Genomic DNA, 14,453 nt, shown 5'->3' with positions numbered 1-14,453 from the left:
CGAACAGGATGGAAACGAATCTCCATCCTGTTCGATAGGTCTTACCAGATCCTCATCCAGCCCAACTTAAGTGAACTGCATTAGGGTCATGCCCCGCTTTTTTTGTGCCCGTCTCTCCGCGGGTTAGTGCCTTGACTGCCGTTTCGGCTGGTAGCCGCCGTCCGGCCTCTTGTCGAACATCTCCTTGATCTGCGGATGCCGGACTGGCTCACCCGACTGATCCTCAAGCAGATTCTGCTCGGAGACGTAGGCGATGTATTCGGTCTCCGAATTCTCGGCGAGCAGATGATAGAAAGGCTGATCCTTGCGCGGCCGAACGTCGGCGGGGATGGCTTCGTACCACTCGTCGGTGTTGGCGAATTGCGGGTCGACGTCGAAAATGATGCCCCTGAATGGAAACAGCCGGTGGCGAACCACCTGTCCGATTGCGAATTTGGCTGTTTTCATCGTACTCACCACTGAATTCCTTGGGCTTATTTGGCGCAGACCGCGCATCAATTCAATCCCGAGGCGCTTGACGCCCTATTAAGCAACGGGCTAGCCCGGCGCCAAGGTTTCGGACCAGCATAAAAATGTCTGACGTCATCGGTCTTGTTCTTCCGTTCTTCGGCTTGATTTTTGTCGGGTTTCTGGTGGCGCGCATCACCAGGCAGCCGCTGGAGGCGCTCGGCTGGATGAACACGTTCATCGTCTATGTCGCGCTGCCGGCCCTTTTCTTCCAACTGCTCGCCAAGACGCCGTTCGAAGACCTGACGGAATGGCGCTTCATCTTCGGTTCGGTCGTCTCGACCTTCATGATATTTTCCTTGATGTTCATGGGGTCGGTGCTGACCTCGCGCGGCGAGATAGCGCAATCGACCATCAAGGCGCTCGCGGCCGCCTATGGCAATATCGGCTATATGGGGCCGGGCCTGGCATTGCTGGCCTTCGGCGAGGAGGCTGCCGTGCCGGTCGCCCTGATCTTCTGTTTCGAGAACATCATGCATTTCGCCGTCGCACCCATGATGATGGCGCTGTCGGGCGACGAGAAGACCACTCCTCTCCGGCTTGCGCTGGGTGTCGTGCGCAAGATCGTGCTGCACCCGTTCATCATCGCAACCGCCCTGGGTGTCGGCGCCGCCTATATCGGCTTTCGACCGCCCGTGCCGGTGGAGCGACTTCTGGAATATCTTTCCCGGGCGGCCGCACCTTGCGCGCTGTTTGCCATGGGCGTCACCCTGGCGCTCAGGCCGCTCAATCGCGTCCCGCATGAGATGGTTCCGATTGCGGCGCTGAAACTGATCCTGCACCCGTTGCTCTGCTATGTCGTGCTGAGCTGGATCGGCCATTTTTCTGAGACATGGGTCTTCTCGGCGGTGCTTCTGGCGGCATTGCCGACCGCCACCAACGTCTTCGTCATCGCCCAGCAGTATGGCGTCTGGGTACAGCGCGCGTCGGCCAGTGTGCTGATCACAACCTGCCTGTCGGTCGTGACCGTCACCGGGCTGCTCTACCTGATCCGGCACAATATCCTAGCGCCGGACCTGTTTCCCTAACCCGCCAGCAAGCGCGGCAAAACCGCTGCCGGGACGAAGTCCCTCGCGCATGAAAAAAGCCCGAAGCGGCGCGAAGCCTCCGAGCACACCGAGCCCGGCAACGCGGGCCATCTGCGCCGGCAGCATGTCGGAAAGCAGCGACATGTTGAGCAGGTTGACCGCGCTGCTGCGCGCCAGAATATCGGGGCGGCGCTTGAAATCGTAGGCTGCAAGCGCCTTGGCTGCACCTGGATCGGCTCTATTTTCACGAGCGATTCCAATTAGATCGTCGACGTCCCTGATGCCGAGATTGAGGCCTTGCGCACCAATCGGGGGAAACACATGGGCGGCTTCGCCGACCAGCGCCACCCGATCTCGGGCGAAACGCAGTGGCGTCACCGCCGAAAGCGGATAGATCTGCCTGCCCGGCTCGACCGTCACCCGGCCCAGCATCGACTGCATCTGCTGTTCGACCCGCTCAGAAAGCGTCGCATCGTCCAGTGCGGCGAGGTCGGTCGCGGTCTCGGGCTTGACCACCCAGACCAGGCTGGAGCGATTGCCGGGCAGCGGGACCTGCGTGAATGGACCGGTCTCGGTGTGGAATTCGGTCGAGGTGAAGGCATGGTCGGCGCTATGGCCGAAATTGAGGACGAGAGCTGCCTGCGGGTAGGACCGGGCCGAGGTCGAGATGCCGGCGGCCTGGCGCGCCGGCGACAGCCGTCCGTCGGCTGCGACCGCCAGTGATGCGTCGACCGTGCTGCCGTCGGCCAGGACGGCATGGACGTGCTCGGCATCGAGATGCCAGTTCGCCACCATCGACATCAGCCAGTCGATGCCGGCATGCGCGGCAACGGCGCTGGCGAGTGCCGGGTTGAGGACGCTGTTGGGAAGGTTCAGCCCGAACTGGTCCTCGTCGATCTCGCTGGCACGGAAGGTGACGACCGGGCTGCGGATCAGCCGGCTGGTGGCGTCGACGATGCGCATCACTTTTAGGGCCGCCGCCTTGGATTTGACGGCTTCGAGCACGCCAAGCCGGTCGAGCACTTTCAAGGCAGGGTTCATCAGAGCCGTCGTGCGGCCGTCGGGGGCAGTGGGCTCCGGCCCGACCAGCGTCACCGGGAAACCTTCGGCGGCAAAACCGAGCGCCGCGATCAGTCCTGCCGGCCCAGTGCCGGCAACCAGTATCCGCGCAGTTTGCTGATGCTCCAAGATCGGCTTCCGGCTTGCAAGGCGAGGCGGGTCCACCCGACCTGCCGTTCGATGAGCATATAGGTCAGATCATGCCGCTTGATCAACGCGGCGATTCGGCCCATTCGGATGTCATGACCGGCCAGCAGGACGACTTCAGGCATCTCGACCGCGCCGGCCGCGCCATGGCCGGCATCGCGCGCAGTCCTCGCGTCACGGTAAACGTCGTTGTCGGCGCTTGCATCCTGCTTGCCTGGCTGACCCTTGCCGCGATGGCAATCCGCGGCGCCGAAGGCGGGATTGCAGGCGTCAGCGCCCCCGGCGACACGATCCTGCGCAGCCTGCCGCAACTGCCGCTGCCCGATTTCCTGGAACGGTTCTTTGTGCTGTGCCTCTCACCGGTGCCTTTGGACACAAGTCTCGGCTTGCAGGCCGGCGCGCTCGTTTTCATGTGGTTCCTGATGGCGATCGCGACGATGCTGCCTTCGGCGGCGCCGATGATCCGCACCTATTGCGAAATCACTGACACGGCTCGCATCAAGGGCGAACCGGTCGTTCACCCGCTGGTGCTGGTCGCCGGCTACCTCAGCGTCTGGCTCGCCGCTTCAATGATGTTCGCGGCGCTGACCCTGGCCGCCCATGCATTCGCCTCGTCAGCCGGGATGCTGGATCCGGTCGTCGGCGTTGCCGGTGCGCTCGCTCTCCTGATTGCCGGCCTCTACCAGTTCAGCGGCCTGAAGGAGGCTTGCCTGAAGAAATGCAAGAACCCGTTCTCGGTCCTGTTTTCGAACTGGAGCGCGAGGCCCCTTAACATCTTTCGGCTCGGTGTCGCGCAAGGTCTGTGGTGTCTCGGCTGCTGCTGGGCCTTGATGCTGGTGATGTTCGCCGTTGGCGTCATGAACATTTTCTGGATGGCGTTGATCGGGCTGTTCACCCTGATCGAAAAACAAACCGCCAGCAGGGTTCCAACCCGGCTGGCCGGTGCGATACTGCTTGTCTGGGCAGCCGCGCTGCTAGTAGTCTCGCTGTGAGTGGGGGAAAATCGATGGCAGACCAGAGCTGGGCGATGAAGGGAGAGCTCGTACTCTCCTGCAATTGCACGGTTTTTTGCCCCTGCGTGCTGTCGCTTGGCAATCATCCGCCGACCGAAGGCTATTGCCAGACCTGGGCGGGATTTCGCATCGATGCCGGCCATTTCGGTGAAGTAGATCTGTCCGGCCTCAATCTCGGGCTGGTCATGGAAATTCCCGGCTACATGAGCCGCGGCAACTGGACCGCGGGCCTGTTCATCGACAGCCGCGCCTCTGTCTACGCGGTCAAGGCGCTGACAAAGATCTTCACGGGCAAGGCAGGCGGAACCACATCGCTGCTCTCCATCCTGGTCGGCAAATTCCTCGGCGTCGAACAAGTGCCGATCACCTATGAGACGCGTGACAAGACGCGTATCTTCCAGATACCGAGGATCATCGACGGGGCGGTGACACCCATCCCCGGCAAGGATCGCGACAAGGATACGGTGATCAGCAATTCGGAATACTGGATCGCGCCTGAGATCATCGTGGCAAGGTCCGACAAGAGCAAGATGCGGGCTTTCGGCCGCAACTGGAATTTCGCCGGCCGTTCGGCCGAAATCTGCAAGCTGGATTGGCGGGGCCCGTGAGCAAGAACACAACGGCCCGAAAAGCCGCCAAAAAGATCACGGACCGGATTCCGCGCCCGAAGAAGAAGGTCACCTGGCCACAGGCGAGGGCGTTCTCCGTCCACCTCTTGACCGCCTCGGGGTCGTTCCTGGCCTTCCTGTCGCTGGTAGCGGCAAGCGAAGAGCGCTGGACGGCGATGTTCTGGTGGCTCGGGCTGGCATTGTTCGTCGACGGCATCGATGGGCCGATCGCGCGGAAGCTCGAGGTCAAGGAAATCCTGCCGACTTGGTCGGGCGAACTGCTCGACAACATCATCGACTACGTGACCTACGTGCTGATCCCGGCCTTCGCGCTCTATCAGCGCGGCTTCATGGGCGAGGGCCTGTCATTCCTGTCTGCGGCGATCATCGTCGTCTCCAGCGCCATCTACTATGCCGACACCGGCATGAAGACGAAGGAGAATTTCTTCAAGGGGTTCCCCGTGGTCTGGAACATGGTGGTGTTCACCCTGTTCGTCATCGAGCCCGGACAATGGGTTTCGTTTGCGGTGGTGGTGGTGGCCGGCGTCCTGACTTTCGTACCGATCAACTTCATCCACCCGGTGCGGGTGGTGCGGCTGCGGCGCATCAACCTTGGGATGACTCTCTTGTGGTGCGCTTTCGGCGCGCTTGCCCTGGCCCAGGCGGCACTCGCTGCCTTCTACGATCAGATCGGCGTGCTGGGCGAGCAGGTCAGCACCTTCACCAAGATCGGCATCACCATCACCGGGCTTTACCTTGCCTGCATCGGTGGCATCATGCAGTTCTTTCCCAATCTCGGTGCCAAAAAGGCCTGATCAGCCACTCCCACAGAGAGCCTAGCCCCACAGGAAGCCTAGCAATGTCCAAAGCGATCCGCATTCACGCCAACGGCGGCCCGGAAGTCCTGACCTACGAGGACGCCGACCTCGGTCAGCCGGGATCCGGGCAGATCCTGGTCCGGCACACCGCGATCGGCCTCAATTTCATCGATGTCTATCATCGCTCTGGCCTCTATCCGCCGCCCGGCGGCTTCCCGCTCGTGCCAGGCAGCGAAGCCGCCGGCGTGGTGCTGGAGGTCGGCCAGGGCGTCGACTGGCTGAATCCGGGCGATCGCATCGCCTATGCGGTGACGACGGGGGCTTATGCGCAAGAGCGCGTCATCGATGCCAGCCGGGTCGTCAAGGTTCCGGATGGCATCAGCGACGAACAGGCCGCCGCGATGATGCTGAAGGGCATGACGGCGGAATATCTGCTGCGCCGGACGTTCAAGGTGAAGGCAGGCGACACGATCCTGTTCCACGCCGCGGCCGGCGGCGTCGGGCTGATCCTCGGCCAATGGGCAAAACACCTCGGCGCGACCGTCATCGGCACCGCCAGCTCGTCCGACAAGATCGAGCTCGCGAGGGCGCATGGTTTCGACCATGTCATCAACTACAAGGAACAGGATTTCGTCGCCGGGGTTGCTGCCATCACCGGCGGCAGGAAGTGCGATGTCGTCTACGATTCGGTTGGCAACGACACGTTTCCGGCTTCGCTCGACTGCCTGAGGCCGCTCGGCATGTTCGTCAGCTTCGGCCAGTCCTCCGGACCTATACCGCCGTTCAGCATGTCATTGCTGGCTCAGAAGGGCTCGTTGTTCGCTACAAGGCCGACGCTGTTCGTCTACAACGCAAAGCGCGAAGACCTCGAGGCCTCCGCCGCTGCCCTGTTCGAAGTCGTGCTCAGTGGCGCCGTCAAGATCAAGATCAACCAGCGCTATGCGCTCAAAGACGCCGGCAAGGCGCATTCCGATCTCGAGGGCCGCAGGACCACAGGGACGACCATTCTCATCCCTTAGTTCGTTCTGCCTTGCTATCCCTTGAATTTCCGCTGAAATTCTTGAAGCTCTTTCAAGACGCGTGCCGCTTTCCGATGAGAGCCGGCCGCGCCTACCATGCCTGCGGGAACACAGAACATGTCTGGCTAACCAGATGGGAGGCACTGTGAGTGCAAATCAGGACGGCACGAACCTGCTCGAGGTGCGTAGCCTCACCAAGATATTCGGCACGCTGACGGCGTGCGATCACATCGATCTCGACATCGCCAGAGGTGAAATCCACGCTTTGCTCGGCGAAAACGGCGCCGGTAAGTCGACACTGGTCAAGATGCTGTTCGGCTCGCTGGAGCCCAATTCCGGAGAGATCTTCTGGAACGGCCAGGCGGTCAGGATTTCCAACCCCGGCGCCGCGAAAAAACTCGGCATCGGCATGGTGTTCCAGCATTTTTCGCTGTTCGAGGCGCTGACCGCGGCCGAAAACATCGCGCTATCGCTGGACGACGGCTCGCCGATCAGCAGCATCGCGGCCAAGGCGAGGGCGCTTTCCTTCAGCTATGGCCTGCCGCTCGATCCTGAATCGCTTGTCGGCGACCTGTCGGTGGGTGAGCGCCAGCGCATCGAGATCATCCGCTGCCTGCTGCAGACGCCGCAGCTCATCATCCTCGACGAGCCGACCTCGGTGCTGACGCCGCAGGAAGCCGACAAGCTGTTCGAGACGCTGGAGCGTTTGCGCTCGGAAGGCAAATCCATCCTCTACATCTCGCACCGGCTCGAAGAGGTCAAACGCATCTGCGACCGCGCCACGGTGCTGCGTCACGGCAAGGTGGTCGGCCACTGCAATCCGCGTGAGGAAACAGCCTCTTCGCTGGCTCGCATGATGGTCGGCAACGAGGTGCAGGCCGTGGTGCGCGCGCCGGTCGAGGGCATCGACAAGGCGCCACCGCTGCTCGAAATCCGCAATCTCAATCGCAAACCGGCAACACCGTTCTCGATACCGCTCAAGGGCATCAACCTGAACGTCCGCGCTGGCGAGGTGATCGGCATCGCCGGCGTCGCCGGCAACGGCCAGGGCGAGTTCTTCGAATCCGTTTCAGGCGAAGTGCTGCAGCAGAATGCCGCCTCGGTGCGCATTCGTGGCAAGGATGCGGGAGGCCTTAGCATCACCGGACGCCGACTGCTGGGCGCCGCCTTCGTGCCGGAGGAGCGCCTCGGCCACGGTGCGGCACCGCGCATGAAGCTTTCTGAAAACCTGCTGCTGTCGCGCCATGCCACCGACGGCAAGGCGTTCGTCGGTTCCGGCGGGATGGTGAAGAGCGGTGCCATCCAAGCCGCCTCCCAGCGCATCATCGAGGCGATGGATGTGCGCAAGAGTGCGCCGGATCCGGAGGCTGCGGCCCTTTCGGGTGGCAATCTGCAGAAATTCATCGTCGGCCGTGAACTCGACCGCCGGCCGAGCGTCATGGTGGTGAACCAGCCGACCTGGGGCGTCGACGCGGGCGCTGCCGCCCACATCCGCCAGGCCTTGATCGAGCTGTCGCGCAGCGGATCGGCGGTGCTGGTGATCAGCCAGGATCTCGACGAGCTGTTCGAGATATCGGATGCGATCGCGGTCATGCACAATGGCGAGCTGTCGAAGCCGATGCCGATCGCCGAGGCAACCTTCGAAAAGGTAGGTTTGCTGATGGGCGGCGCCGAACCAGGCCACGCCGAACACTCGCTGGAGACGGCATGATGCGCCTCGAACTCGTCAAACGCCCGCAGCGTTCCATGCTTTTTTCGGCCCTGTCGCCGTTCATCGCCTTTGCGCTGACCATCATTGCCGGCGCCGTCATGTTCGCGCTGCTCGGTGTCAATCCCCTGACCGCGTTCAATATCTATTTCATCGAGCCGATCAGCCAGGTCTGGCAGCTGCATGAACTGGCGATCAAGGCAGCGCCGCTCATCCTGATCGCTGTCGGCCTGTCGGTCTGCTACAAGGCCAACATCTGGAACATCGGCGCCGAAGGCCAGTTCATCCTCGGCGGCATTGCCGGTTCGATGATTCCGGTGCTGTTTCCGCAGTTCGAAGGTCCGCTGGTGCTGCCGCTGATGCTTTTGCTCGGCATGGTCGGCGGCGCGGCCTATGCGGCGATCCCGGCTCTGCTCAAGACTCGCTTCGGCACCAACGAGATACTGACCAGCCTGATGCTGGTCTATGTCGCGCAGCTCTTCCTCGACTGGCTGGTGCGCGGACCCTGGCGCGATCCGCAGGGCCATGGTTTCCCGCAGACCATCCAGTTCAACGATTCGGCCGTGTTGCCGGAGCTGATGCCGGATGCCGGGCGGGCAAACTGGGGTTTTGTCTTCGCATTGGTCGCCGCGGTGCTGGTCTGGATCCTGATGAGCCGCATGCTGAAAGGTTTTGAGGTGCGCGTGCTGGGCTCAAGCCCGCGGGCAGGGCGCTTCGCCGGCTTCGGCCTCAACCGCATGGTCTTTTTTGCTTTCCTGCTGTCAGGCGCGCTGGCGGGACTCGCCGGCATCTCCGAGGTCTCGGGCGCCATCGGGCAACTGCAGCCTGTCATTTCGCCCGGCTATGGCTTCACCGCCATCATCGTGGCGTTCCTTGGCCGTCTCAACCCGCTTGGCATCGTTGCCGCCGGACTGGTTCTGGCACTGACCTATCTCGGCGGCGAAGCGGTGCAAAGCGCGCTCGGCATTTCCGACAAGGTGGCGCGGGTGTTCCAGGGCATGCTGCTGTTCTTCGTGCTCGGCTGCGACACGCTCATCCACTACCGCATCCGCGTGATCGGCCTGGCGCTGACCAAACCGGAAGGCGTGGCCAAACTCGAAGCCGCACCGAAGCTGAAGGAAGCCCGTTGATGGACATCACCGTAAACATCCTTCTGACCATCGCCACCGCGGCAACGCCGCTGTTGATCGCGGCAATCGGCGAGCTGGTGGTCGAGCGCTCCGGCGTGCTCAATCTCGGCGTCGAAGGCATGATGATCATGGGCGCCGTCGGCGGATTCGGCGCGACCTATCTCACCGGTTCGCCCTGGATCGGCCTTTTGGCGGCAATCGCCATGGGCGCGGTATTCTCGCTGCTGTTTGCCGTCATGACGCTGTCGCTGGCCACCAACCAGGTGGCGACCGGCCTGTCGCTGACGCTGCTCGGCCTTGGCCTGTCCGGCATGATGGGCACCAGCTTCGTCGGCCAGCCCGGCGAAAGGCTGCCCAACCTCTACATTCCCGGCCTGACGGAAATCCCTGTGGTCGGCAGGCTGCTGTTCGGGCAGGATCCGATCTTCTACATCTCGATCGCGCTGACCGCGGCCGTCATGTGGTTCCTGTTCAAGACCCGGACCGGACTGACGCTGCGTTCGATCGGCGACAGCCACACCTCGGCGCATGCGCTTGGCATCAAGGTGATCCGTTATCGCTACCTCGCGGTCATCTTCGGCGGTGCCTGTGCCGGCCTTGCCGGCGGCCATCTCTCGCTGGTCTACACGCCGCAATGGGTGGAGAACATGAGTGCCGGCCGCGGCTGGATCGCGCTGGCGCTGGTGGTGTTCGCCTCCTGGCGGCCATGGCGGGTGCTGGCCGGCGCCTACATCTTCGGCGCGGTGTGGATCGGCCAGCTTCATGCACAGGCTTTTGGCATTCCGGTGCCCTCGCAGTTCCTTTCTTCGCTGCCCTATCTGGCAACCGTCGTGGTTCTCGTTCTAATCTCGCGCAACAAGCGTCTGACGATGATGAACACGCCGGCTTCCTTGGGGCAGCCATTCGTTCCGGATCGTTGACAATAAAAACAAACGGGAAGCTCCAAGGCTTAACTCAGAGAGGTAACACGATGAAAAAACTGCTTATTGCCCTGATGACCACGACCGCCGCCATGTCGCTGGCAGCGACGGCCGAGGCGGCGGACAAGCTAAAGGCTTGCTGGGTCTACACCGGCCCGATCGGCGACTTCGGCTACTCCTACCAGCACGACCAGGGCCGTCTCGAGGTGGAGAAGGCGCTCGGTGACAAGGTCGAGACCGCCTATCTCGAAAACGTCTCGGAAGGCCCCGACGCCGACCGCGCTTTCGAGCGCCTGGCTCGCGAAGGCTGCAAGATCATCTTCGGCACCTCCTTCGGCTTCATGGACCCGGAAGTGAAGGTCGCCAAGAAATTCCCGAAGGTGATGTTCGAGCACGCCACCGGCTACAAGACCGCTGACAATCTCGGCATCTACAATGCGCGTTTCTATGAAGGCCGCTATGTGCTCGGCCAGATCGCCGCCAAGGAATCGAAGGCCGGCGTTGCCGGCTACATCGTTTCCTTCCCGATCCCCGAAGTGGTGATGGGCATCAACTCCTTCATGCTCGGCGCACAGTCGATCAACCCGAACTTCAAGGCCAAGATCGTCTGGGTGAATTCCTGGTTCGATCCGGGCAAGGAAGCCGACGCCGCCAAGGCGCTGTTCGACCAAGGCGCCGACATCATCGTCCAGCACACCGATTCCACCGCTGCCCTGCAGGTGGCCGAGGAGCGCAAGCTGAAAGGCTTCGGCCAGTCCTCAGACATGATCAAGTTCGCGCCGAACGCGCAGTTGACCTCGCTCACCGACGAATGGGGTCCCTATTACATCAGCCGCGTCCAGGCCGCGCTCGACGGCACCTGGAAGCCGGACAATGTCTGGCTCGGCATCAAGGACGGCGCCGTCAAGATGTCGGCCTACACCAACATGCCCGACGACGTGAAGGCGATGGCCGAAGCCACCGAAAAGAAGATCGCCGGCGGCTGGAATCCCTTCACCGGACCGGTTGCCAAGCAGGACGGCACGCCGTGGCTGAAGGATGGTGAAGTCGCCGACGACGGCACGCTGCTCGGCATGAATTTTTATGTGAAAGGCGTCGACGACAAGCTGCCGAAATAAGCAGCGCGAGACATGAGACGGAGGGGCGCCGCGAGGCGCCCTTCTTCATTCGGCGGGCTGTGCGCCGGCAGAGGGGCGACGAAACCGCGTTCGTCCGGCATCGACCGCGCGGCCGAGCCAAAACCTGAGCAACCGCTGTACCGGTTGTTCGCAGGTGCGCCAGATCGCCCACGAAATGAAAAGCATGAGCACGACGCAACCAAGAGCGGCAATCCATTTGCCGACAAGGGGCGTTGCCGCATTGATGGCGAGATAGCCGATGTCCTGGTGCAGCAAATAGAGCGGATAGGTCAGCCCGCCCAGCGCCAGAGTGAGCCCCGATGCCCTGACACGGTCGCGCAGCAGCACCGCGCCGATCAAGGCCGCGTGCATGACGACGTTGGCGACGACGAGATTGGCCGAGGCAACGGCAATGCCGTAGTGGCCAAGCATCCAGTGCTGCGTCACCGATAGCGTTCCGCAGGAGATCAGGAACGCGGCGGCAAGCAGCAGCAGGGCCGGCACAGAACGGCCATGCGAATGGATTTGGTGGACCAGCACGCCGGCGGCGAAGAACGGGCCGAACTCGGTGAGGAACAGCAGCCTGGCTCCGCCGCTGCCGATGAAGAACTCGTTCAAGGCCGAGATCGCCAGCCAGATGAAGATCAGCTCCAGCTTGCGTTTCTGGAAGAGCCCGGTGAACAGGGCCAGCGTGATCCATCCGTAGAACACCAGTTCAAGCACGATCGACCAGTAGACGCCGTCCATGAAGGGCTGGCCGAAGGCCGGCGCGAACATCGACAGATTGGCGGCATACTGAACGAAAGAGGCCGAAAGCAGCGGCGACCCGACAAGGAAGACAATCGCGAAGGTGATCGTCATGCAGAACAGAAAACCCGGATAGAGGCGAACGAACCGCGCGATCGCAAACTGATCCCAGTTCCGGTTTTCCGCCGACCAGGCAATGACGAAACCGCTGATCAGGAAGAACAGGTTGACGCCGAGATAGCCGTAGAGGGCGAATGGTGCGGCAAGCGGATAGCCTTGCGCAAGGTAGCCTTCGGCGGCAGCGCCGCGAAAGAAATAGTGGAAGAACACGACGGCAAGTGCTGCCGCCAGCCTGAGCAGGTCCAGCGTCGCGATGTAATTTTGTTCCGCAGGTCTGGTGTTCATCCGCATTTCCTGCATCTACGGTCCACAAACCATAGAGCGGATCGCGGCTGCGCGGGTTAAGACGGCTGAATTATCGCCAGATGTAGTAAATACGGACCGTCAGACCGCCGAACCATAGAGGTCATAGGCATCGGCACGGTCGATCTTGACGGTGACGATGTCGCCTTGGCGCAGCGGGCGGCGCGACTGGATGTGCACCGAGCCGTCGATCTCGGGCGCATCGTATTTGGTGCGGCCCTTTGCCGATGTGCCGTGCGCCTCGTCGATCAGCACCGGTAGGCGCTTGCCGACCTTCCTGGCCAGCTGCGTCGCCGAAATCTTCTGTTGGCGCTGCATGAAGCGATGCCAGCGCGCCTCCTTGATTTCCTGCGGGACCTGTTCAAGGCCGAGATCGTTGGAGCGGGCGCCGCGGACCGGCTCATATTTGAAGCAGCCGGCGCGGTCGATCTTGGCTTCATCGAGCCAGTCGAGCAGCATCTCGAAATCGTCGTCCGTCTCGCCGGGGAAGCCGACGATGAAGGTGGAGCGGATGGCCAGATCAGGGCATACCTCGCGCCAGCCGCGAATGCGCTCGAGCGTCTTTTCGCCGTGTGCGGGCCGGCGCATGTTCTTCAACACCTGCGGCGAGGCATGCTGGAACGGAATATCCAGGTAAGGCAGGATCTTGCCCTCGGCCATCAGTGGGATGACGTCGGCGACATGCGGGTAGGGGTAGACATAATGCATGCGCACCCAGATGCCGAGCTTGCCCAGTTCCTCCGAAAGGTCGAGGAATTTCGCGCGCACTTCACGGTCGCCGAACATCGACGTCTGGTACTTGATGTCGATGCCGTAGGCGCTGGTGTCCTGCGAGATGACCAGAAGTTCCTTGACGCCAGCCTTGGCCAGTTTCTCAGCCTCGCGCAGCACATCGGCCGCCGGCCGCGAGACGAGGTCGCCACGCAGTGCGGGAATGATGCAGAAGGTGCAGCGGTTGTTGCAGCCTTCGGAAATCTTGAGATAGGCGTAGTGGCGCGGCGTCAGCTTGACGCCCTGCGGTGGCAGGAGATCGATATAGGGGTCGTGCGAAGGCGGTGCGGCCTCATGGACCGCAGCCATCACGCTCTCATAGGCCTGCGGCCCGGTGATCGCCAGCACGTTAGGGTGCTTTTCACGAATGACGTCCGGCTCGGCGCCCAGGCAACCGGTGACGATCACTCGGCCATTTTCCGAAAGCGCGGAGCCGATGGCGTTGAGCGACTCGTCGCGGGCGGAATCGAGAAAGCCGCAGGTGTTGACGACGACGAGGTCGGCGCCGTCATGCTTGCGCGCGATTTCGTAACCTTCGGCGCGCAGGCGCGTGATGATGCGCTCCGAATCCACGAGGGCCTTCGGGCATCCAAGACTGACAAAACTCACGCGGGGAGCGGACATAAAGGTTTTCCGGGCTTTTCAGGATTGCCGGCGCAGTACCACACTTATTGCGGCATTGGTATGGGCAGGCCCGCGATGCGGCAAAACGCACGGCGGTCTTGCTTCCACTGAGTGAAGATGCCGATGTCCGCCAGCCTCAGCCGACCGCACCGTTTACATGCGGCCAGACCTCCACCGCGCCACGATAGACCATGTCCACAGCCACATAGAAAATGATCAGCAGGCCGACATAGGCAATCCAGCGGTGGCGATGCAGCAGCTTGGCAATGAAAGTCGCGGCCAGCCCCATCAGGGCGATCGACAACACAAGGCCGATGACCAGCACCGGAAAATGATCGCGCGCCGCTCCAGCCACCGCCAGCACGTTGTCGAGCGACATCGACACGTCGGCGACGACAATCTGCAAGGCAGCCTGGCCAAGGGTCTTGCGCTTCGTCTTGCCGGCGACCGCCTGGTCGCTGTTGAGGTCCGAATTCGACAGTGCCTCGGTCGCTTCCAATTCATCGGCATGCGACGTACGCAACTCGCGGTACATCTTCCAGCAGACCCACAGCAGCAGGATGCCGCCGGCGAGCAGCAGGCCGACGATCGCCAGCAGCTTGACGGTAATTGCGGCAAACCCGATGCGCAGCACCGTTGCCGCCACCACGCCGAGAAGAATCGCCTTCTTGCGTTGTTCGGCGGGCAAGCCGGCCGCGGCGAGGCCGATGACGATCGCATTGTCGCCGGCCAGCACGAGGTCGATGGCGATGACCTGCAGCAGGGCGGTCAGACTGGCAGCGCTGAAAAAAATGTCCATCGACAGGAAGCCCT

14 protein-coding genes are annotated in these 14,453 nt (G+C 62.3%); 9 read left to right on the top strand and 5 right to left on the bottom strand.

Features of this window, described 5'->3' with window-relative positions; translation table 11 throughout:
* Window positions 1–123: 123 nt before the first annotated feature.
* Window positions 124–447, bottom strand: coding sequence for a heat shock protein HspQ (gene hspQ / locus NKH95_RS21425; RefSeq protein ID WP_023811879.1), 324 nt, complete (start codon window positions 445–447; stop codon window positions 124–126).
* Between the two features lie 125 nt (window positions 448–572).
* On the opposite strand from hspQ, the gene NKH95_RS21420 reads away from it, so the two are divergent.
* A complete protein-coding gene (locus tag NKH95_RS21420; RefSeq protein ID WP_352892872.1) occupies window positions 573–1,535 on the top strand; it encodes an AEC family transporter in 963 nt (320 codons plus the stop codon).
* Here NKH95_RS21420 and NKH95_RS21415 read toward each other — a convergent pair.
* The gene (locus tag NKH95_RS21415) at window positions 1,512–2,723 is read right to left on the bottom strand and encodes a UbiH/UbiF family hydroxylase (protein WP_352892868.1); all 1,212 of its coding nucleotides are present in this window, start codon (window positions 2,721–2,723) and stop codon (window positions 1,512–1,514) included. The two genes, NKH95_RS21420 and NKH95_RS21415, sit on opposite strands and share 24 nt — an antisense overlap.
* A gap of 71 nt (window positions 2,724–2,794) precedes the next feature.
* Here NKH95_RS21415 and NKH95_RS21410 point away from each other — a divergent pair, with 71 nt between their 5' ends.
* From NKH95_RS21410 to NKH95_RS21375, 8 genes are all read left to right on the top strand, one after another.
* Window positions 2,795–3,733, top strand: coding sequence for a DUF2182 domain-containing protein (locus NKH95_RS21410; RefSeq protein ID WP_023811882.1), 939 nt, complete (start codon window positions 2,795–2,797; stop codon window positions 3,731–3,733).
* Between the two features lie 14 nt (window positions 3,734–3,747).
* Window positions 3,748–4,362, top strand: a complete 615-nt coding sequence (locus tag NKH95_RS21405; RefSeq protein ID WP_023811883.1) for a DUF1326 domain-containing protein — start codon at window positions 3,748–3,750, stop codon at window positions 4,360–4,362.
* A complete protein-coding gene (gene pcsA, locus NKH95_RS21400; RefSeq protein ID WP_023811884.1) occupies window positions 4,359–5,177 on the top strand; it encodes a phosphatidylcholine synthase in 819 nt (272 codons plus the stop codon). The genes NKH95_RS21405 and pcsA overlap by 4 nt, the downstream gene beginning before the upstream one ends.
* Window positions 5,178–5,221: 44 nt before the next feature.
* Complete coding sequence (locus NKH95_RS21395; RefSeq protein WP_352759856.1) at window positions 5,222–6,199, top strand: quinone oxidoreductase family protein; 978 nt, start codon at window positions 5,222–5,224, stop codon at window positions 6,197–6,199.
* A gap of 133 nt (window positions 6,200–6,332) precedes the next feature.
* Window positions 6,333–7,910: an ABC transporter ATP-binding protein gene (locus NKH95_RS21390; RefSeq protein WP_023811886.1), complete on the top strand. Its 1,578-nt coding sequence runs from the start codon at window positions 6,333–6,335 to the stop codon at window positions 7,908–7,910.
* Complete coding sequence (locus NKH95_RS21385) at window positions 7,907–9,037, top strand: ABC transporter permease (protein WP_352721481.1); 1,131 nt, start codon at window positions 7,907–7,909, stop codon at window positions 9,035–9,037. Before NKH95_RS21390 ends, NKH95_RS21385 begins: the two co-directional genes overlap by 4 nt.
* Window positions 9,037–9,957, top strand: coding sequence for an ABC transporter permease (locus NKH95_RS21380; protein WP_031213469.1), 921 nt, complete (start codon window positions 9,037–9,039; stop codon window positions 9,955–9,957). The genes NKH95_RS21385 and NKH95_RS21380 overlap by 1 nt, the downstream gene beginning before the upstream one ends.
* Before the next feature lie 50 nt (window positions 9,958–10,007).
* On the top strand, window positions 10,008–11,075 hold the full coding sequence (locus NKH95_RS21375) for a BMP family ABC transporter substrate-binding protein (RefSeq protein ID WP_352759850.1): 1,068 nt from the start codon (window positions 10,008–10,010) through the stop codon (window positions 11,073–11,075).
* A gap of 45 nt (window positions 11,076–11,120) precedes the next feature.
* On the opposite strand, the gene NKH95_RS21370 is transcribed toward NKH95_RS21375, so the two are convergent.
* From NKH95_RS21370 to NKH95_RS21360, 3 genes are all read right to left on the bottom strand, one after another.
* Window positions 11,121–12,227, bottom strand: coding sequence for an acyltransferase family protein (locus tag NKH95_RS21370; protein ID WP_352443143.1), 1,107 nt, complete (start codon window positions 12,225–12,227; stop codon window positions 11,121–11,123).
* A 99-nt stretch (window positions 12,228–12,326) separates the two neighbouring features.
* Complete coding sequence (rimO, locus tag NKH95_RS21365; protein ID WP_013531645.1) at window positions 12,327–13,640, bottom strand: 30S ribosomal protein S12 methylthiotransferase RimO; 1,314 nt, start codon at window positions 13,638–13,640, stop codon at window positions 12,327–12,329.
* A gap of 136 nt (window positions 13,641–13,776) precedes the next feature.
* Entirely contained in the window at window positions 13,777–14,439 is a 663-nt protein-coding gene (locus tag NKH95_RS21360; RefSeq protein ID WP_023811892.1) for a TerC family protein, read from the bottom strand.
* Window positions 14,440–14,453 lie beyond the last annotated feature (14 nt).

Source organism: Mesorhizobium sp. M0848 (genome assembly GCF_040319805.1).
In the GTDB taxonomy this organism is placed as follows: domain Bacteria; phylum Pseudomonadota; class Alphaproteobacteria; order Rhizobiales; family Rhizobiaceae; genus Mesorhizobium.
This window is presented reverse-complemented; position numbering and strand designations above follow the sequence as displayed.